We start from the raw sequence: 17,890 nt of genomic DNA, 5'->3' as shown, positions 1-17,890 counted from the left end.
TCATCCGACAATTGGTGTCGTGATGTGGGTATCTTACAGACATAAAAGCTGTTTATACGGTAAAATCATCACCTAAATAAACTTTTCTTACTGTTTCATTGGCCAGAATTTCTGCTGGCGTACCTTCAGCAAGCAATGCTCCCTCACTCACAATATAAGCATGTTCACAAATCGCCAGCGTTTCACGCACATTATGATCGGTAATCAATACCCCAATCCCACGATCTTTCAAAGTGGTGATGATATCTTTAATATCACCAACCGAGATCGGGTCGACACCAGCAAAAGGCTCATCGAGTAGCATAAATTTTGGATCTGCCGCCAATGCACGTGCAATCTCGGCACGGCGTCGCTCACCACCGGAGACACTCATTCCTAAAGAATCTTTGATATGAGTGATTTTAAAGTCGGCCAAAAGTTCCGCCAGACGTTGCTGACGTTGGGCCTTGGTCAAATCCTTGCGGGTTTCCAGAATCGCCATAATATTTTGTGAAATTGTCAGCTTGCGGAAAATCGATGCTTCTTGCGGCAAATAGCCAATTCCCTTGCGTGCCCGTTCATGCATGGCCAGATCAGAAAGATCCAGATCATCCAGATAGATTTCACCTTTATCCATACGTACCAGACCGACGACCATATAGAAGCTGGTGGTTTTACCTGCACCATTAGGTCCGAGCAATCCGACAATCTGGCCACTTTCCATACTAAAAGACACATCTTTCACCACCCAGCGCTTATTATAATTTTTCGCCAGATGTTTGATGGTCAAGGTTTGAACCTGCTGCGATTGTTCCATTAATCACGTGCTCCTGGAAAGGATTGTGAAGCCGATGGTGGAATCACAATTTTTACGCGACCTTCAGCTGAACCGGTTTTATTCGGTGTACCAATCGCTTCAACATCACCTTTATTCATACTATATTTTAAAGTCGCACCACGAATACTGGCCCCATCCTGCTGCAATAAGGCATTACCAGACAGGGTAATAATTCCGGTTTCAGCATTGTAGACAATTTTCTGAGCCTGACCTTTGGTCAGACCTTTGGAGGCATCTACTTTTTGCTGGAACTGTGTCGGGCTACCGGTAGCCGTGATCAGGCTAATCTGGCGCTTATTGTTCAGATTGGCCACAATCGAATTGGCTTGCAGCTTCATGGTGCCCTGTTCAATGATGACATTGCCAGAATACGTCGTTACACCAGTACGCTCATTAAAAGTCGCGCGATCCGCCAGCAAGGTGATTGGCTGGTTACGGTCAGATGGCAGGGCAAAAGCAGCGATTGAACCGAGTCCAACCACAGTCGCCAGCGTCATACGCTTCAGGAAAGTGTGCATCATTTTGGCTTTAGGAGTTTGGTTCATACTTTCCTCGAATATTAAAGAATTCGTATTGACCATCATTAAGATTGGCTTTAAGACCCTGGCTGACAAATTCAGCCTGTGGTGAAGTCACCATGACTGTCTTGTCTGTTTCAATTTCACGTGTTTTTGGAAAAGCCGTCAGCTCCTCAGTACGGAACTCTAACTGTCCATTTTGCATGATTTTGGTGGCAAGCACTTCTTGAGAGAGTACAACTTTTGTATTGTCATCATAGCCATGCGCCATTTTAGCAGAGAAAGTCGCATCGACTTGAGCATTGTCATAGGTCGAAGCTTGCAGATTTTCCAGCTTGGAGGTCTGTTGCTGCAAGTTCTGCTCAAGTCGATCCACCTGGGCGCGAACCGATAACATGCCTGATTCATCTGTCTGGGTTAAGTTAATATCTTGAGCGGAATAGGTCATGCTGCGCGCGGAGTCCGTCTGCAGCTTATTGCCCTTGCCACTGTAATAATAATAACCACCACTTATTGCGGCAATCATCACAGCCGTAATATATAAAACTTTAGTATCCATAAGCGGTGTACTTAATCCAAAAGATATGACTTATTAATAAGGCGCACGAGTATATTTTTCAAGTAACTCTTGGTATACGCCTTTGGACATCAGCAGCATATCGCAGATTTCACGTACTGCACCACGGCCACCCAGCGCCTGAGTCACCAGGTCTGCACGGCGACGAACTTCGACATGACCATTCGGTACGGTCACTTTCATGCCAGCAATGGCAAAAGCAGATAAGTCAGGCCAGTCATCGCCCATATATAAGCAATCTTCAGGGTCGATATTGAGCTGTGCACATGCTTCACGTAGTGCTGTGCCTTTATCTTCACGGCCCTGATAGACCAGATCCACACCCAGGTCAGACATCCGTTTTTCGACAATATTACTTTTACGGCCAGTGATAATAATCACCTTGATTCCAGCCTGCTGAACCAGTTTCATACCCAGACCATCGCGGATATCGAATGATTTGATTTCATCACCAGTATTGGTCAGCGTTACAAAGCCGTCACTTAAAATACCATCTACATCAAGCACTAATGCTGCAATATGACGTGCCTGCTCTAATAATACATAAGATGCCATTTATTAATTTACCCCAGCCTGAATCAGGTCATGCATACTAATCACACCAATCACTTTATTGGCCTCATCAACCACTACAAACTGGTTAATTTTACGTTCATTCATACGTTCCAGCGCCACGACTGCACGTGCTTCCTGAGAAATCGTAAGCGGATTCTTGGTCATCACGTCCTGAATTGCCAGATTGACATCAAAACCTTGCTGTTTATCAATTAAACGACGCAAGTCACCATCGGTAAAAATTCCCAGCAAGACATCATTTGCATCTACGACCGTGGTCAATCCCAGACGTTTGTTGGAAATTTCATACAATACTTTGTTCATGGCGGTATCTGGTGAAACTTTAGGTAAATCATTACCCGTACGCATCAGGTGTTTTACATGTAATAACAGGCGCTTACCCAAAGCTCCGGCGGGATGCGAGCGGGCGAAATCATCTGAAGTAAAACCACGCGCATCCAGTAACGCCACCGCCAAAGCATCGCCTAAGGCCAAGGTGGCAGTCGTTGATGAGGTGGGTGCCAACCCGAGCGGACAGGCTTCCTGAATATTGCCCAGGGTCAAAGCCACATCGGCATTTTGTGGCATTGGGCCACGCTCATCGCCGCTAATGGTAATTAAAGGAATTTCAAGATGTTTGATGAGTGGCATCAGCATCATGATCTCATCACTCTTGCCTGAGTTTGAAATCGCAATCAGCACATCACCCGCGACCAGCATGCCCAAGTCGCCATGACCGGCTTCACCCGGATGCATAAAGAATGAGGGTGTTCCGGTCGAAGCAAAGGTCGCCGCCATTTTACGGCCAATATGACCTGACTTGCCCATTCCGGTAATTACCAGACGGCCAGTACACTGTAGAATAATTTCACAGGCCCGGCTAAAACGGCCATCAATCTGTGTGGCTAAAATCTGTAATGCATTTTCTTCGATGCGCAGTGTTTCAAGTGCGACTTTCTGAAAATCGAGTTGATTCGCTGTTTTTTGTGAATTCAAAGCCTGTTTACCTACGTTAAGGACAGAGAAAAACTCTCATTTGATGGGCACAATTTTCGCAATTTTAGCATAGCTATGCAATTGCAAGCTTTCTAAATGTAGAAGATTCGACAGATTTTTAATATATCTTGATTGTATGTGACTTACGCAGTCTGGTATCTCCATCTCTACATTTACTCCATTTTTGACGCTGTAAAATATGCTTGTTTTTTATTTTCTATCGACACACGCCTACTCTCTCCTCAATAAGCTGGATTCGAATAAGATCATACTCATCCCAATATCACCTAATCTCCCTGGCAAACACTAGTTCTGTAAAGCTGAGCTCAATATTCTGACTTCCGTCCAAGAATCACCTTTTTATCAATCAGTATCTCTGCCTAACTATGCTAAATATCTGAGGCTTTTTACGCTTTTGTCTTTATGAATAATTATGCTTAGGTTAAGATGATTCATCCTTTTATTTGAAGTCTTTTGAACAGCTATGCAACCATTTGTTCTATATAACTCAGAGCAACGCAAAAAAGTAGAATTCGTACCTCGTGTTGAAGGTCAAATTGATTTGTATGTCTGTGGTATGACCGTCTATGACTACTGTCATATTGGACACGCACGTACAGTGGTTGCATTTGACTATATTATCCGTTTCCTGCGCAGCCAAGGCTGGAAAGTCAAATACGTGCGCAATATTACCGATATTGATGACAAAATTATTAAACGTGCCAATGAAAATGGCGAAAGTATCTCTGAGTTGACCGGCCGCTTTATTGATGCGATGAATGAAGACTTTGCCAAACTAGGCTGTCTCCCGCCTGATGCTGCGCCTAAAGCCACAGACTATATTGACCAAATGCAAGATATGATTGGCAATCTGGTCGACAAAGGCACGGCATATCCATCTAATAATGGCGATGTCTATTTTGAAGTCGAGAAATTTGCCAAATATGGCCGTCTTTCTGGTCGCAAGTTAGAAGATATGCAAGCTGGAGCTTCTGAACGTGTTGATGTCGAAGTTCAAAAGAAACATCCATTTGACTTTGTCCTCTGGAAACACGCCAAAGAAAATGAACCTGCATGGCCTTCACCTTGGGGTAATGGCCGCCCGGGTTGGCATATTGAATGTTCAGCGATGTCGACCTGCTGCCTGGGCAATCATTTCGACATTCATGGCGGCGGTGCCGATTTGACCTTCCCGCATCATGAAAATGAGATTGCACAATCTGAAGCAGCAACCGGTGAACAATATGTGAATTACTGGATGCATGCCGGATTCATTAATGTCGATGGCGAGAAAATGTCGAAGTCTTTAGGCAATTTCTTCACCATTCGCGACGTGATCGAAAAGTTCCATCCGGAAGTGGTGCGTTACTTTATTGTGTCTTCACACTATCGCAGTCCGGTGAACTATTCGGATGTTGCCTTAAAAGAAGCGAAAAATACTTTGTCTCGTTTCTACCATTCATTTAAAACCTATCAGGCGGTTTATGGCGATCATCTGGTGGAAACCTTGGATGATGCTTTGGTTGAACGTTTTAATGCCGCCATGCGTGATGATTTCAATACACCTGAAGCGATTGCAGTGCTATTTGAAATTAACAAAGAACTGAATCGTGCCGTGAAAGAAGAAAATGCGGAACAGGCAGCAATCTACTACGCAACTTTACGCCATCTGACCAATATTCTCGGTCTGGTACAACAAGATGCAGATGAATTTCTCAAATCTGATATTGGTCAGGAAGCCCTAGGATTATCACCTGAACAAATTGAAGGTTTAATTCAACAGCGTCAAGATGCCAAAAAAGCCAAAGAATTTTCGCGTGCGGATGAAATCCGCCAATCTTTACTTGATCAAGGTGTTGTTCTTGAAGATACCCGTCAAGGTACGGTTTGGCGCCGTGCTGATTAATTAATCAAACAGATTTATAGAGAGTTGACACTGCTGTGGAATTCTCTATAATTCATCTCATTGCGGGAATAGCTCAGTTGGTAGAGCATAACCTTGCCAAGGTTGGGGTCGGGAGTTCGAGTCTCCTTTCCCGCTCCAGAATACGAAAAGCCCTTATCGAAAGATAAGGGCTTTTTTATTGTGTTTAAAAAAATTCATTAATAAAAAGCATATCTCAAATCACTTATTCATCCTCTTTCACCCTGACATTTTTTGGGTTATTCACAACAAAGTGCTATTGTAAAAAAACTTCAAAACTTTCAATTCCTTTAATTACGATATCATTTCATGACTTATAAATTGAATGCCCGTCATCTGGTTTTAGACTTGTTATATGCGTCTCAAAATTCTACTGCCAGCATTAAACAGATGCTATGTGCAGCAGACTTATTAAGCATTTCTCACAATAGTTTGCGAGTTGCTGTAGCCCGATTGAATCAGGAAAATATCATTCAAGCTGTAGAGCGCGGCGTGTATCAATTGCTAGAAAAAAAATTTGATACTTCTTTTATCAGTTTAAACAAGCATCCCAATATGCAAATGGCGACCGCGTGGAATGGAAAATATGTACTGGTTTATACCGGTGCTTTGGGACGTGTAGATCGCACTGCATTATCCAAACGGGAAAAAGCACTAGGTTATTATGGCTTTCAGGAAATGGAGCAGAATGTTTTTATTCGTCCAGACAACTTAATGCTGAGCTTAACCGAATTAAAAACGGCTGCAATCCAGTTTGGATTAGATCCAGATGCACGTTTTTTTCAAGTCAGTGAGATAGATCAGGAAATAGATGTCAGTGCACTTTGGGATGTTCAAGCCTTACATCAAACTTATCTGGAGGTGAATCAAGACATTCATCAATGGTTTGATTACTCTCAAAGCTTGCCTTTATCTGATGCAGCAAAAACCGCCTTCTATCTCGGTAAATCTGCCTTATTTAGTTTACGTGCCGATCCCCTACTTCCTGCAGAATGGATAGAAGCCGAAGCTCGGCAACAATTTGAGCGGGCGGTTCGTAAAATAGAAAAACAGGGGCAATTTTTATGGCAGCAATATTTTAACAATCAGGGTGTATAATTTATTTCATATTTATTCACAAAAATAAATTGACTGTAATATTTAGGACAAATATATTGAAAGTAATGATAAGAACGCTATAGGCAAAACAATGAACACTAAGCTCAGTGTCACCGAATTTTTTAGCCGCGAAGAAATTAAAGAACTCACCACGACTTCTGACTTACATGGTGCTTGGTCTATAGCTTCAACTTGGGCTGTGATTGTGATGACCTTCGGTACAGTGGCCTATAGCTGGGAATATTTGCCCATTTGGGGAAAGGTTTTAATGTGTGCAGTGGCATTGGCGATTTTGGCAGGTCGTCAGCTGGCCATGGCGATTTTGATGCACGATGCCTCACACCATAGCCTGTTTAAAACCAAATGGCTAAATACACATTTGACCGATTGGCTGTGTGCACGCCCAATCTGGAATGAGGTCAGCAAATATCGTCCTTATCACTTGAAACATCATGCTAAAACCTCTCAACCAGACGACCCAGATTTAGGCCTAGTGAAAAACTTCCCCATTACTCAAAGCTCATTATTCCGAAAATTCTTTCGCGACTTAAACGGGCAATCTGGACTTAAATTTCTGGCAGGTCGGGTATTGATGGATTTGGAGCTTCTGGAATGGAGTGTGTCGAACGATCCCAAACCTATTCCACGTGGCGATCGTAGCAAGGTAGATTTGGCCAAAAATCTGCTGAAAAACAGTTCCGGTATGCTGCTCGCGAATGCCACGATTTTCTCTGTGTTTTGGGCCAGTGGCCATCCTAAGCTGTATTTGCTATGGCCTTTGGCTTATATCACACCATTCCCTTTATTTATCCGTATTCGCGCAATGGCTGAACATGCGGGTCTGGAAACCAGTTATTCTGCCCTCAGCAATACCCGTACAACCCGCGCAGGTTATCTGGCACGGGCTTTTGTGGCACCGATTCATGTGAACTATCATATTGAACATCATTTAATGGCCGCTGTTCCGCATCAAAAGCTGGCGAAAATGCATCAAATGTTAAGAGAGCGTCAGTATGGCGATGCTCCACCAAGTTATTTGGATGTCATCCGTTCACTTCTAAAAAACAATTAAGCCCTGCGATGCTCAGATGATTATATTTCAGTGCTGATGGGTCGAATGCCCTCGTTGTTCCGGTGGACAATTTTCTGCCTCAATCTGTAAAGTCATTTCAGTAATATGATGCTGATGGCTCAACATTTCAAAAGCCTGATGACGCAGTTTCTGATAATCTACATTCGGTGCAACCAGATGTACCGTCAACATGACTTTTTTGGAAGTAATCGCCCAGACTTTAAGCTGATGAATATCTTGTACGCCTTCGAGTGCTAAAAGATCATGACGCAGTTTTTCAATATCAATTTCATCTGGCACTCCTTCTAGCAGAATATTGATACTTTGTTTGAGCAAAATCCAGGTGCGTGGCAAAACCCAAAATCCGATCAATACGGCAATCAGTGTATCTACCCACATCCAGCCAGTAAAATAAATCAGCAGCGCCCCGATCATCACGCCGACTGACCCCAATGCATCACTCAGCACCTCCAGATAAGCCCCTTTGATATTTAGACTTTCCTGACTACTCGACACCAGAATTTTCATCGAAATCAGGTTAATGATGAGTCCTAAGCTCGCCACAACCATCATCCCCAGACTCTGGATTTCTGGAGGATTGCTTAAACGTTGATAGGCTTCAAATAAAATATAAATCGCCACCATAAAGAGCATCAAGGCATTAAATAAGGCAGCCAGAATTTCAAAGCGTTGATAGCCAAACGTGCGTTTGTTATCTGCCGGTTTTTGCCCAACCTTGATGGCCGCCAGCGCAATGGCCAGTGCCGCAGCATCGATAAACATATGTGCTGCATCAGAAAGCAAGGCCAGACTTTGCGTCATAAAGCCGGCGATCACTTCCACAATTAAAAAACTGGTCGTGAGTGCCAGAGCAATCGATAATTTTTTGATATTTTTCGCAGTCACAGTGACATGACTATGCTCATGATGATGTGAATTCCCCACCCCGCACTCCTTAATAATGATGCAACAAGGACATTATTTCTCGTAATTTTCCACACAGTTCTGATTTATATTACGCTTGATTTTTATCTATTTCAGTCTTTTTTGTATCCTCTAGTTGATAAGTTTTGGCAGCTTAAAGCTTGAGCTTTTCATTTTCTGTTAGCCACGCCTGAACTGAAGCACGCTGGAAATTTCGCTGGATATATACCTGAATTTTATCAGGCAGTTCAATCTGCTGGCTAAGCAGGCGGTGCAGCATAAAGGCCAGATCAAAATCTGCAATTGACCACTGTTCAGTCAGCCAGCATTCACTGAGCAAACTCTCTGTGACTGCCAATAAACGCTGAATATCTTGCAAGACTTCGGCTGATGCAATAAAAAGTCCTTTAGGTGGAACAAAGATTGAGTCTGAAGGCATGGCCTGGCGGATTGCCATAAAATCAGTTTTGACTAAAGCCTGAACTGCACGGCATTTTGCTCTGGCCTGACTCTCTCTGGGGTATAAAGCTGGATAATCTGGCGCTGGAAAAGCATCTTCCAGATATTCTGTAATCGCCCAAGATTCAAATAAATGAAAATCATCCATCACCAGACAAGGGACTTTTCTACTGGGGCAAATTCTGCGATATGCCATGCTTTGTTGTTCCAGTTGATCTAGGTCAACTGTTTTTTTCTGAAAATTCAGGCCTTTTTCTTTTAAAGCGACGTAAACTGACATGACATAGGGACTGATACGTTTTTTATCGATATAGAGACAGATATTGTGCATTTTTTCTTCCTCAGTCTTTTTATTCTATATTCACCTCTACTCTACTGCCTTTCTAGTGGGAAATGAAATTGGGCTGCATAATGATACAAAGCCGGTTCAGAGCCCTGCACCAGGATTCACTATTCAGATTGAGAATATCTTGCTTCATAAATTACGGGATTAAAAAGACTTCTATTTTTTTACAGAATGACGTTAAATAAATATTTCCCGTTTTAGATTAAATGACCATGCTGAACCTGGACCATTTCCCCGATACTGTATATGCAATCCAACATCTCGCTTTTGAAGACCTCGGTGCTTGGGAAGATGTATTTTATCAGCTGGGGCTACGTGTCCGCTATTTTGAAGCCGGGATTGATGACCTGCGTAAGGCTTATGAACATCCTGGTTTAACCGTAATTCTCGGTGGCCCAATTGGGGTTTATGAAACAGAAAACTTTCCTTTCTTACAAGCAGAAATAGACCTGCTTAAAGTACGTTTGGATAAGAATTTACCCACTTTAGGAATCTGTCTGGGTGCTCAATTGATTGCGCATGCGCTTGGTGCCAAAGTCTATGCAGGACAGAGTAAAGAAATGGGCTGGTCTAAGCTCAGTCTTGCAGCTATCGAGAATAATCCACTGCGAAATCTGGAAAATATTGAAGTGCTACATTGGCACGGTGATACCTTTGACCTACCTGAACAGGCTGAATTACTGGCAAGTACTGAGCTTTATGCAAATCAGGCCTTTCGTATAGGCAGTAATATTCTGGCACTACAATTCCATCCTGAAGTCGCCAGTGATAGTCTGGAAAAATGGCTGATTGGCCATAGCTGTGAATTGAGTCAGGCTAAAATTGATATTCCTGCACTACGCGCTGCCAATCTTCAGTTTGCGCCTGTACTGGAAACCACCTCGCAAACTGTACTAAAGCAATATCTGGCGCAATTAAATATCGTATCCTAGTCTCAAGATGCATTCCAGACTAAACTCTTCCTCTCGACTGTAGAAACATTATGAGCGCATTATTCGGCATTGCCGTGATTCATTTTTTTGCCCTGATTAGTCCAGGACCGGACTTTTTCTTTGTCACACAAAGTGCCATCCGGCAGTCCAGAAAGCATGCTTTATGTGCAGCCCTCGGTATTTCATTGAGCATTCTGGTCTGGTCAATTTGTGCACTTGGCGGCCTGCATTTTTTATTTCAGAAAATGGTCTGGTTACAGCAGATCTTAATGCTATTGGGTGGATTATATCTGCTCTATCTGGGCAGTTTGATGTTGAAGTCGAGCTTTAAGACACCTCTACCTTTAACAAATTCGAAAGCAGAAGCTCTTTCTATCGTTCAGCCGTCGTATCTTAAATTATTGCTGCAAGGTTTTTTCACCAACATGGCCAACCCCAAAGCCCTGATTTACTTTAGCAGTGTATTTGCATTGGCGATTAGCCCTAATGCAAAACTATCAGAACAATCTTCTCTTTTAGCTCTGGTCTTTATCGAAAGTTTGCTCTGGTTTACGGTTGTAGCCATTATTTTTTCAATGCCGAAGATGACGACTTATTATCAAAAATTTGCCAAATGGATTGATGGAGTTACAGGCGGGATCTTTATCAGTTTTGGCTGTCTGCTGATTCTGAATCGTGATTAGATCTAAGTCATTTTATTTGATAAAAAAGCACCTAAATCAGGTGCTTTTTCATACTACCCATACAGAGAATCTTATTTCTTTGTAGGCGCAGGTACAGTGGCTTCAGTGGTAATCTGAACAGTAATTTTATCACCCACACTCGGTACGTTTGCTCCTAAACCAAATGCAGAGCGGTCAAATGAAGTGGTTGCATTGAAACCAATTGCTGGAACTTTCATCATTGGATGTTCAGCCTGTTTGTTTAAAACAGCATCCAATACCACAGGTTTGGTCACGCCTTTAATAGTTAAGTCACCAGTAATTTTGAAGTTCTTTTTGTTCTGCGTTTCTACTTTGGTACTTTTAAAGCTGATGTTTGGATATTTTGCTGCATCAAAGAAATCGGCTTTCTTTAAGTGATCATCTAAAGCTGTCACGTTGGTATTAATACTGGATACTGGAATTGTCACATGCACAGCTGACTTTGCCGGTTGTTCATTGTCCACCACGATTTTGCCCTGAATATCAGAGAAATTACCAGATGGCGTAGAAAAACCGAAATGATCCCAGCTAAATACGGCTGCAGTATGGGTCGGGTCAATTGTATAGGTTACTGGTTTTGCAATAGAAAATGTTGCTACAGATGAAACCGCTAAGCCTAATGCTAATGTTTTGAAATTCATGTTTTTATCTCTCGTTTTGGATGTTATTCAGTGTATAGAATTCAGAAATATTTACAGCTCTAAAGATAAAACGTTTTGTTGCAGCGATGAAACGATAAATTTGTAAGTTATTTTTTAAATTTCTATTATTAATCCATACGGTACTGGATAAATCCGGTCTTTTTGGCCACTTTATCATAGAGCATTTGTGCCTGACGATTTGATTCATGCGTGAGCCAGTAAACGCGGTCACAATTACGCTGTTCTGCCACCTGATAAACCTGTTCAATCAACTTGCAAGCGATACCTTGACCTCGATACTGCGAAGGCACAAATAAATCCTGCAAATAAGCATAAGGCCGTAGCGTCCAACTGCTGTCATGCTCGACCACATGTACAATGCCCACCACTTTTTCATCAAGCAATGCAGCAAATCCATACATCGAATCTAGCTCAGTACTGTGTAATTTCGCCCAGGTATTTTCACTGACCTCGTCACAGATCTTCGCATGATAAAAAGCCTGATATTCTTGCCATAAAGGCAGCCATTGGTACTGTGATATTTGCTCTAAAGATTTGATCTGAATCTGGGAATTTATTTTCATGTTTACCAACTTCTTTTGCCTATTTCATCAATATAAGCCGTTTCGATAGGATGCTGAGTTCTATAGTGAGTTACAAGCTTATCTTTATCTCATCTGGTTTTGATAAGCAACTTCCAGACAAAAATCATCTGGCATAAAAAAAGCCCCAATCAGGGACTTTTTAGTATTTTAGCTTTACAGTTTTTCAACCAGAATACGATCAACCTGTTTTAGGCCAGTCGTCTTTTCATGGTTTTTACGGCGGACTTTGATGACTTTTTCTTCCGCGAGTTCTTGCAGCATTAACTCAACCGCCATCATGGCCTCAAGAGGTAGATCCTGCCCGATCCATTTCTGTTCGCCTGCATCCATCAGAGTAATTTCTTCGCTAATTTGCTCGTACAAGCTCATGTTCATCTCACTTTTTGCATTCAATTATCAAGAGAACTCTTCAACTCTTGTCACATGAAAACAGAGCTAAAAAGACCAAAAAACAAAAAGACGTCCCAAAACTGGGACGCCATTTTAAACTTTTAAAGGGCTGATTAAGCAGTAATTTCTTTTACTGCTGCAACAACGGCTTCAGTGGTAATACCAAAGTGCTGGAACAAGTCTTTTGCAGGTGCAGATTCACCATAAGTACTCATACCAATCACGCGACCATCTAGACCAACGAATTTCCACCAATAATCTACATGCGCTGCTTCAACCGCAACACGCGCACGAATATTGGATGGAAGAACCGCTTCACGGTACGCTGCATCTTGCTTCATGAATTCTTCAGCACATGGCATAGACACGACACGCACGCCCTCAAGCTGTGCATAAGCTTCCATTGCCAAAGCAACCTCTGAACCTGTTGCAATAATAATCGCTTTTAATTCGCCTTTTTCTTCAGCCAATACATAACCACCTTTCGCAGCGTTCTCAATTTGTGTTTGAGTACGAGTTTGGAAAGCTAAGTTTTGACGAGAGAAGATTAACGCTGTCGGACCCTCAGAACGAGTCAATGCAGACTTCCAAGAAATTGCAGCTTCAACGGTGTCACATGGACGCCAGGTATTCAGGTTTGGTGTACCACGTAAAGATGCAATTTGCTCGATTGGCTGATGCGTAGGACCATCTTCACCGAGACCAATAGAGTCATGTGTGTACACATGAATCACACGTTGCTTCATCAAGGCAGACATACGTACTGCATTACGTGCATATTCCATAAACATCAGGAATGTAGCCACATAAGGAATGAAACCGCCATGCAGCGCAACACCATTGGCGATTGCAGTCATACCGAATTCACGCACGCCATAATGTACGTAGTTACCCGCTGCATTGTCTTGTACACCTTGCGCACCTTTCCACAGCGTCAGGTTAGAACCAGCCAAGTCCGCAGAACCGCCTAGAACTTCTGGCAATAATGGAACCAGTGCTTGCAATGCATTTTGGCTTGCTTTACGTGTCGCGATGGTTTCAGCTTTAGCATTCACTTCAGCGATATAAGCATCTGCTTTTGCAACGAAGTCCGCTGGCAAATCACCTGACATACGGCGTTTTAGCTCTGCCGCTTCAGTCGGATATTTTGCAGCATAGGCAGCAAATGTTTCATTCCACGCTGCTTCAGTTTTAGCGCCCTTGTCTTTGGCATCCCAAGCTGCATACACATCTTCAGGAATAACAAATGCTTCGTCAGTCCAGCCTAATGCTGCACGCGTCAAGACAATTTCATCATGCCCGAGTGGCGCACCATGGCTGTCTTCTTTACCTTGCTTGTTTGGTGAACCCAAACCAATCACTGTTTTACAAATAATGATGGTTGGCTTAGCAGTTTCAGCTTTAGCTGCTAAAGTTGCAGCACGAAGTGCTTCGCTATCATGACCATCTACTTTAAGTACTTGCCAGCCGTAAGCCAAGAAGCGTTGTTCGGTATCGTCAGAGAACCAGCCTTCAACTTCACCATCAATCGAGATACCATTGTCGTCATAATAAGCAATTAACTTACCAAGACCTAAGGTACCTGCCAATGAACACACTTCATGTGAAATACCTTCCATCAGGCAGCCATCGCCCAGGAAGCAGTAAGTAAAGTGATCCACAACCTGGAGGTCATCTTTATTAAATTGTGCGGCTAAGGTTTTTTCAGCCAGCGCAAAACCAACAGCATTGGCGATCCCTTGACCTAGAGGACCAGTCGTCGTTTCAATCCCGGGTGCATAACCCAATTCTGGGTGACCAGGTGTTTTAGAATGAAGTTGACGGAATGCTTTTAGATCTTCAATCGAAAGATCGTAGCCCGTTAAATGAAGCAGTGCATATTGAAGCATAGAGCCATGGCCATTTGACAATACAAAACGGTCACGGTTAGCCCAATTCGGGTTGGTCGGGTTGTGGTTCAGGAATTCACGCCAAACCACATCAGCGATATCTGCCATCCCCATTGGAGCACCTGGATGTCCTGAGTTTGCTTTTTGCACAGCATCCATTGCCAATACACGAATTGCGTTTGCAATACGACGTTCATTAAGCGGGGTTGTCATAAATCAGAGTCCAAAATATTCAGAAATAGGAAATGATGAAAAGACTTTCAAAACTATGGTCTATTGTCTTAAAAAAACAGCGAGGGGTAAAGACTAAGCAACAACATTTATCAGTTTATTAGTCTTGTATTTCCTTATCGGGTAATTATTCCACATTTTTCTCTCTAGTTCTGTTTTCTCTGGTCATTTTTGCGAGGGATTTATTAGACATGATAGTTAGCATATTGTTGTCTGATTGAGCTTTTCAACCCTGCATTTTTTAGAATTGACTGTTATTTCGTTTTTAATCTAAAGTCGGCTCCATCCGTTTAAAGAGAGATGTGTCATATAATTTTCTCGTCGATGATGAAGAGCATTGATGATTCATTCTTATCAATAGATCGATCAACTATGTATTTTTTAGATGAAAAGCTTACATCTATTTAGGCTCAATCATAAGCAGCAAGCGTGCTTAGCGCCCCTGGCAGCTTTTAGGTAAATAGCGCTGATAAATATCAGTCGAGAAGCATTTTCCCGTATAGACATCAAATGCAATTGATTTACCCCGAATCGCTGCATCTAGGCCTTGCTGTCGCAGCTTAAACTCAATTCGGCATGTCGCATTAATCACCACTTTTTCGATATATCGTGTATTCCCTCCAATCTCGCGTCCAGCATCACAATGCTGACCTGAGGCAATGAACTGAGTTCGATATGTGCCAGCCTGCTCAAACACTTCAGCCAGTTGAGCACGTACCACATAGCCCTGATAGCTCATAAACGCCATGGTGGCTAAAATCGCTATCATCGTCAGTACAATCATCACCTCAATTAAGGTAAATGCCTTTTGATACATCATGACTTACTCCGTACAGCCTTACTTCAAGAAGCCCATACAAAAAGAATCTTGGCCATGCTTAACCGGCCAGTAGTGAAACCTTAGGCCTAATATGCAGAGAAGCCGATGCAACCACAATACAGCTAGTCGAATCATGTTGAATCACATACGAGCGTATTAATGTAATGATCACTTTCCTGAAAATTGCTCAGATTTTAGCTTTATATTTTTCCAATCAGCGATCTTTTAAAATTTATTCGAGAATATAACTGTTTAATTTTGCTACATCTGGGAAAATCCGGATTAATTTGTCGCTCCTTGCCAAATCAGCAATGACGGTTAAATCGACATATCAATTTTTTTAATTCTATTAATCAATTAAAAACACAATAATTTGAAACAATTTCGACCAATTTTGTCGTGTTAAGCTAGTCCTAGAGCGCAACTCGATGTAACATATCGGGTCTTTAAAATTAACTGTGATAGGACTATGCGCGAGTACGCTGTATTTACTTCGGAATCTGTAAGCGAAGGCCATCCAGATAAAATGGCTGACCAAATCAGTGACGCTATTTTGGATGCAATCTTAAAAGAAGACCCTTATGCACGGGTTGCTTGTGAAACGCTTGTAAAAACAGGTGCGGTTGTACTTGCCGGTGAAATCACAACGACGGCCAATATCGATTTTGAAGCGGTAGTACGCCATACCGTGAACGGTATTGGTTATCACCATTCTGATCTGGGTTTTGATGGTTCGACCTGTGCCGTAATCAACATGATTGGCAAACAGTCACCTGAAATTGCTCAGGGTGTAGACCGTCAGAAACCTGAAGATCAAGGTGCCGGTGACCAAGGTTTAATGTTTGGTTATGCCAGCCGTGAAACTGACGTTTTAATGCCTGCGCCAATTACCTATGCACATCGCTTAATGGAAAAACAAGCAGAGCTTCGTCGTAATGGAACTTTGCCTTGGTTACGCCCAGATGCGAAAAGCCAAGTGACCTTTGCTTATGAAAATGGCAAACCTGTTCGTTTAGATGCTGTGGTTTTGTCGACTCAACACGATCCTGAAATTTCACAAGCCAATCTTAAAGAAGCTGTGATTGAAGAAATCGTGAAGAAAATCATTCCTGCCGATATGTTCCATGCAGAGACCAAATTCCACATCAACCCAACGGGTATGTTCGTGATTGGCGGCCCTGTCGGTGACTGTGGTTTGACTGGTCGTAAAATTATCGTAGATACCTACGGTGGTATGGCGCGTCATGGCGGTGGTGCTTTCTCTGGTAAAGATCCATCTAAGGTTGACCGTTCTGCTGCCTATGCAGGGCGTTATGTAGCAAAAAATATCGTTGCGGCTGGTCTTGCAGACAAGTGTGAAATCCAGGTGTCTTATGCAATTGGTGTTGCTGAACCCACTTCAATTTCAATCAACACTTTTAATACTGCAAAAGTATCTGAAGAATTGATTATTGCCTTGGTTCGTGAGCACTTTGACCTACGCCCATATGGCATTACCCGCATGCTGGATCTGATTCAGCCAATGTATAAGCAGACTGCGGCTTATGGTCATTTTGGCCGTGAAGGCTCTGATACGGCCTTTACTTGGGAAAAAACCGACAAAGTGGAAGCGCTTAAAGCCTCTGCTGGTCTCTAATTTTCTCTTTAAAAAGCCCGCACCCTGCGGGCTTTTTTTATGACTGGGATTTTATTGCTTAAAATCATCTTTTTTATACGACTGACAACTTAAATCGCAAGATTAATAATATACCCTGTTCACCTCCATCATCCTTGAATGCTTATTAAATTAGAAATTTCTTAGTTTCTGGATCTGACTCATCTAATACACTTAAAACAACTTATTAAATAAGTTATGAGCGAGTTAAAGCAGCATAAGTATTGAAAAAAATTACAGTTAATCAACAAATTTTGATCTATTTTCTAGCATAAACTTTAAGAAATGACTGTTAAATTAGTTGGCAGCTATACAACAACAAGGGATATTACTCGATGAATAAATTAATGATTGCTTTAGGTTTAGCGGCAACTGTTGCCTTGGTCGGCTGTAACAAAGATAAAGCACCTGAAACCGGGGCAACGACAGGTGAGCATTTAGAAAATGCAGCAGATCAAGCCGGTCATGATATGCAGGATGCCAGCCGTGAAGCTGCGGTAGACACTGAAAGAGCCTTGGATAATGCAGCGGAAAATACAGCTCAGGCAGCTGACGAAGCTGCTGCTGCAACGTCTCGAGCAGCAGATGCTACTGCTGAAGCAGCACGAAAAGCCACTGCGGCCACTGCAGCTGCGGTTGAAGAAGGTGCTGGCAATGTTCGAGAAAAAGCTGAAAACTGATTTTAGCTCTCAGTTTAATGCTTAAAAAGCCTGCGATTCAATTTGCAGGCTTTTTTAT

The 17,890-nt window shown here is 42.5% G+C and carries 19 protein-coding genes and 1 tRNA gene; 8 read left to right on the top strand and 12 right to left on the bottom strand.

The genetic code is table 11. The annotated features are described in order from the left end of the window. Window positions 1-52: 52 nt before the first annotated feature. From lptB to FTU87_RS01410, 5 genes are read right to left on the bottom strand one after another with little or no spacing between them, the layout of a single operon-like run. Entirely contained in the window at window positions 53-796 is a 744-nt protein-coding gene (lptB, locus tag FTU87_RS01430; RefSeq protein ID WP_005096670.1) for an LPS export ABC transporter ATP-binding protein, read from the bottom strand. Continuing rightward, window positions 796-1,362, bottom strand: coding sequence for a lipopolysaccharide transport periplasmic protein LptA (gene lptA / locus FTU87_RS01425; RefSeq protein WP_180096557.1), 567 nt, complete (start codon window positions 1,360-1,362; stop codon window positions 796-798). Before lptA ends, lptB begins: the two co-directional genes overlap by 1 nt. Further along, entirely contained in the window at window positions 1,346-1,894 is a 549-nt protein-coding gene (lptC, locus tag FTU87_RS01420; RefSeq protein WP_180096556.1) for an LPS export ABC transporter periplasmic protein LptC, read from the bottom strand. The genes lptA and lptC overlap by 17 nt, the downstream gene beginning before the upstream one ends. Before the next feature lie 33 nt (window positions 1,895-1,927). After that, window positions 1,928-2,467: an HAD family hydrolase gene (locus tag FTU87_RS01415; protein WP_005096667.1), complete on the bottom strand. Its 540-nt coding sequence runs from the start codon at window positions 2,465-2,467 to the stop codon at window positions 1,928-1,930. Window positions 2,468-2,470: 3 nt separating this feature from the next. Continuing rightward, entirely contained in the window at window positions 2,471-3,463 is a 993-nt protein-coding gene (locus FTU87_RS01410; protein ID WP_005171296.1) for a KpsF/GutQ family sugar-phosphate isomerase, read from the bottom strand. 484 nt (window positions 3,464-3,947) lie between these two features. Between FTU87_RS01410 and cysS the strand changes: the two genes are divergently transcribed. The 4 genes from cysS (at window position 3,948) to FTU87_RS01390 (ending at window position 7,557) form a co-directional block, all read left to right on the top strand. Continuing rightward, window positions 3,948-5,369 carry a cysteine--tRNA ligase gene (gene cysS, locus FTU87_RS01405; RefSeq protein WP_005171297.1) on the top strand — a complete coding sequence of 474 codons (1,422 nt, stop codon included), beginning with the start codon at window positions 3,948-3,950 and terminating at the stop codon, window positions 5,367-5,369. Between the two features lie 62 nt (window positions 5,370-5,431). Then, window positions 5,432-5,507, top strand: a tRNA-Gly gene (locus FTU87_RS01400). A 189-nt stretch (window positions 5,508-5,696) separates the two neighbouring features. After that, entirely contained in the window at window positions 5,697-6,485 is a 789-nt protein-coding gene (locus FTU87_RS01395; RefSeq protein WP_159138181.1) for a PaaX family transcriptional regulator C-terminal domain-containing protein, read from the top strand. Window positions 6,486-6,576: 91 nt separating this feature from the next. Next, on the top strand, window positions 6,577-7,557 hold the full coding sequence (locus tag FTU87_RS01390; protein ID WP_180096555.1) for a fatty acid desaturase family protein: 981 nt from the start codon (window positions 6,577-6,579) through the stop codon (window positions 7,555-7,557). Window positions 7,558-7,584: 27 nt separating this feature from the next. Here the strand turns inward: FTU87_RS01390 and FTU87_RS01385 are convergent, their stop codons facing one another. Further along, the gene (locus FTU87_RS01385; protein WP_180096554.1) at window positions 7,585-8,502 is read right to left on the bottom strand and encodes a cation diffusion facilitator family transporter; all 918 of its coding nucleotides are present in this window, start codon (window positions 8,500-8,502) and stop codon (window positions 7,585-7,587) included. A gap of 133 nt (window positions 8,503-8,635) precedes the next feature. After that, a complete protein-coding gene (gene yfcF / locus FTU87_RS01380; RefSeq protein ID WP_180096553.1) occupies window positions 8,636-9,271 on the bottom strand; it encodes a glutathione transferase in 636 nt (211 codons plus the stop codon). A 227-nt stretch (window positions 9,272-9,498) separates the two neighbouring features. Between yfcF and FTU87_RS01375 the strand changes: the two genes are divergently transcribed. Continuing rightward, window positions 9,499-10,218: a glutamine amidotransferase gene (locus FTU87_RS01375; protein WP_180096552.1), complete on the top strand. Its 720-nt coding sequence runs from the start codon at window positions 9,499-9,501 to the stop codon at window positions 10,216-10,218. Window positions 10,219-10,268: 50 nt separating this feature from the next. Further along, on the top strand, window positions 10,269-10,901 hold the full coding sequence (locus tag FTU87_RS01370; RefSeq protein WP_100357102.1) for a LysE family transporter: 633 nt from the start codon (window positions 10,269-10,271) through the stop codon (window positions 10,899-10,901). A gap of 71 nt (window positions 10,902-10,972) precedes the next feature. On the opposite strand, the gene FTU87_RS01365 is transcribed toward FTU87_RS01370, so the two are convergent. The 5 genes from FTU87_RS01365 to FTU87_RS01345 form a co-directional block, all read right to left on the bottom strand. Next, window positions 10,973-11,563 carry a YceI family protein gene (locus FTU87_RS01365; RefSeq protein WP_005171307.1) on the bottom strand — a complete coding sequence of 197 codons (591 nt, stop codon included), beginning with the start codon at window positions 11,561-11,563 and terminating at the stop codon, window positions 10,973-10,975. A 128-nt stretch (window positions 11,564-11,691) separates the two neighbouring features. Beyond that, window positions 11,692-12,147 carry a GNAT family N-acetyltransferase gene (locus tag FTU87_RS01360; protein ID WP_005171309.1) on the bottom strand — a complete coding sequence of 152 codons (456 nt, stop codon included), beginning with the start codon at window positions 12,145-12,147 and terminating at the stop codon, window positions 11,692-11,694. 174 nt (window positions 12,148-12,321) lie between these two features. Further along, entirely contained in the window at window positions 12,322-12,537 is a 216-nt protein-coding gene (locus FTU87_RS01355; protein ID WP_005096650.1) for a hypothetical protein, read from the bottom strand. 134 nt (window positions 12,538-12,671) lie between these two features. Continuing rightward, the gene (tkt, locus tag FTU87_RS01350; protein ID WP_074382885.1) at window positions 12,672-14,660 is read right to left on the bottom strand and encodes a transketolase; all 1,989 of its coding nucleotides are present in this window, start codon (window positions 14,658-14,660) and stop codon (window positions 12,672-12,674) included. Between the two features lie 451 nt (window positions 14,661-15,111). Then, window positions 15,112-15,495, bottom strand: coding sequence for a prepilin-type N-terminal cleavage/methylation domain-containing protein (locus FTU87_RS01345; protein ID WP_035337922.1), 384 nt, complete (start codon window positions 15,493-15,495; stop codon window positions 15,112-15,114). A gap of 472 nt (window positions 15,496-15,967) precedes the next feature. Between FTU87_RS01345 and metK the strand changes: the two genes are divergently transcribed. Next, window positions 15,968-17,134: a methionine adenosyltransferase gene (gene metK / locus FTU87_RS01340; protein ID WP_005096646.1), complete on the top strand. Its 1,167-nt coding sequence runs from the start codon at window positions 15,968-15,970 to the stop codon at window positions 17,132-17,134. A 353-nt stretch (window positions 17,135-17,487) separates the two neighbouring features. Continuing rightward, the gene (locus tag FTU87_RS01335; RefSeq protein WP_159515885.1) at window positions 17,488-17,832 is read left to right on the top strand and encodes a hypothetical protein; all 345 of its coding nucleotides are present in this window, start codon (window positions 17,488-17,490) and stop codon (window positions 17,830-17,832) included. Window positions 17,833-17,890: the final 58 nt, after the last annotated feature.

The sequence above is a fragment of the Acinetobacter sp. YH12156 genome (assembly GCF_013418235.1).
GTDB classification, from domain to species: domain Bacteria; phylum Pseudomonadota; class Gammaproteobacteria; order Pseudomonadales; family Moraxellaceae; genus Acinetobacter; species Acinetobacter pseudolwoffii.
The sequence above is the reverse complement of the archived record's forward strand: the minus strand, read 5'-3'. Positions and strand labels throughout refer to the sequence as shown.

Excerpts from the sequence above, each read along its gene's own strand:
- FTU87_RS01395 (WP_159138181.1), top strand. The coding sequence starts at position 5,697 with ATGACTTATAAATTGAATGCCCGTCATCTGGTTTTAGACTTGTTATAT.
- FTU87_RS01360 (WP_005171309.1), bottom strand. The coding sequence starts at position 12,147 with ATGAAAATAAATTCCCAGATTCAGATCAAATCTTTAGAGCAAATATCA.
- tkt (WP_074382885.1), bottom strand. The coding sequence starts at position 14,660 with ATGACAACCCCGCTTAATGAACGTCGTATTGCAAACGCAATTCGTGTA.
- FTU87_RS01370 (WP_100357102.1), top strand. The coding sequence starts at position 10,269 with ATGAGCGCATTATTCGGCATTGCCGTGATTCATTTTTTTGCCCTGATT.
- lptB (WP_005096670.1), bottom strand. The coding sequence starts at position 796 with ATGGAACAATCGCAGCAGGTTCAAACCTTGACCATCAAACATCTGGCG.
- FTU87_RS01375 (WP_180096552.1), top strand. The coding sequence starts at position 9,499 with ATGCTGAACCTGGACCATTTCCCCGATACTGTATATGCAATCCAACAT.
- cysS (WP_005171297.1), top strand. The coding sequence starts at position 3,948 with ATGCAACCATTTGTTCTATATAACTCAGAGCAACGCAAAAAAGTAGAA.
- FTU87_RS01355 (WP_005096650.1), bottom strand. The coding sequence starts at position 12,537 with ATGAGCTTGTACGAGCAAATTAGCGAAGAAATTACTCTGATGGATGCA.
- metK (WP_005096646.1), top strand. The coding sequence starts at position 15,968 with ATGCGCGAGTACGCTGTATTTACTTCGGAATCTGTAAGCGAAGGCCAT.
- yfcF (WP_180096553.1), bottom strand. The coding sequence starts at position 9,271 with ATGCACAATATCTGTCTCTATATCGATAAAAAACGTATCAGTCCCTAT.
- FTU87_RS01390 (WP_180096555.1), top strand. The coding sequence starts at position 6,577 with ATGAACACTAAGCTCAGTGTCACCGAATTTTTTAGCCGCGAAGAAATT.
- FTU87_RS01415 (WP_005096667.1), bottom strand. The coding sequence starts at position 2,467 with ATGGCATCTTATGTATTATTAGAGCAGGCACGTCATATTGCAGCATTA.
- lptA (WP_180096557.1), bottom strand. The coding sequence starts at position 1,362 with ATGAACCAAACTCCTAAAGCCAAAATGATGCACACTTTCCTGAAGCGT.
- FTU87_RS01365 (WP_005171307.1), bottom strand. The coding sequence starts at position 11,563 with ATGAATTTCAAAACATTAGCATTAGGCTTAGCGGTTTCATCTGTAGCA.
- lptC (WP_180096556.1), bottom strand. The coding sequence starts at position 1,894 with ATGGATACTAAAGTTTTATATATTACGGCTGTGATGATTGCCGCAATA.
- FTU87_RS01335 (WP_159515885.1), top strand. The coding sequence starts at position 17,488 with ATGAATAAATTAATGATTGCTTTAGGTTTAGCGGCAACTGTTGCCTTG.
- FTU87_RS01345 (WP_035337922.1), bottom strand. The coding sequence starts at position 15,495 with ATGTATCAAAAGGCATTTACCTTAATTGAGGTGATGATTGTACTGACG.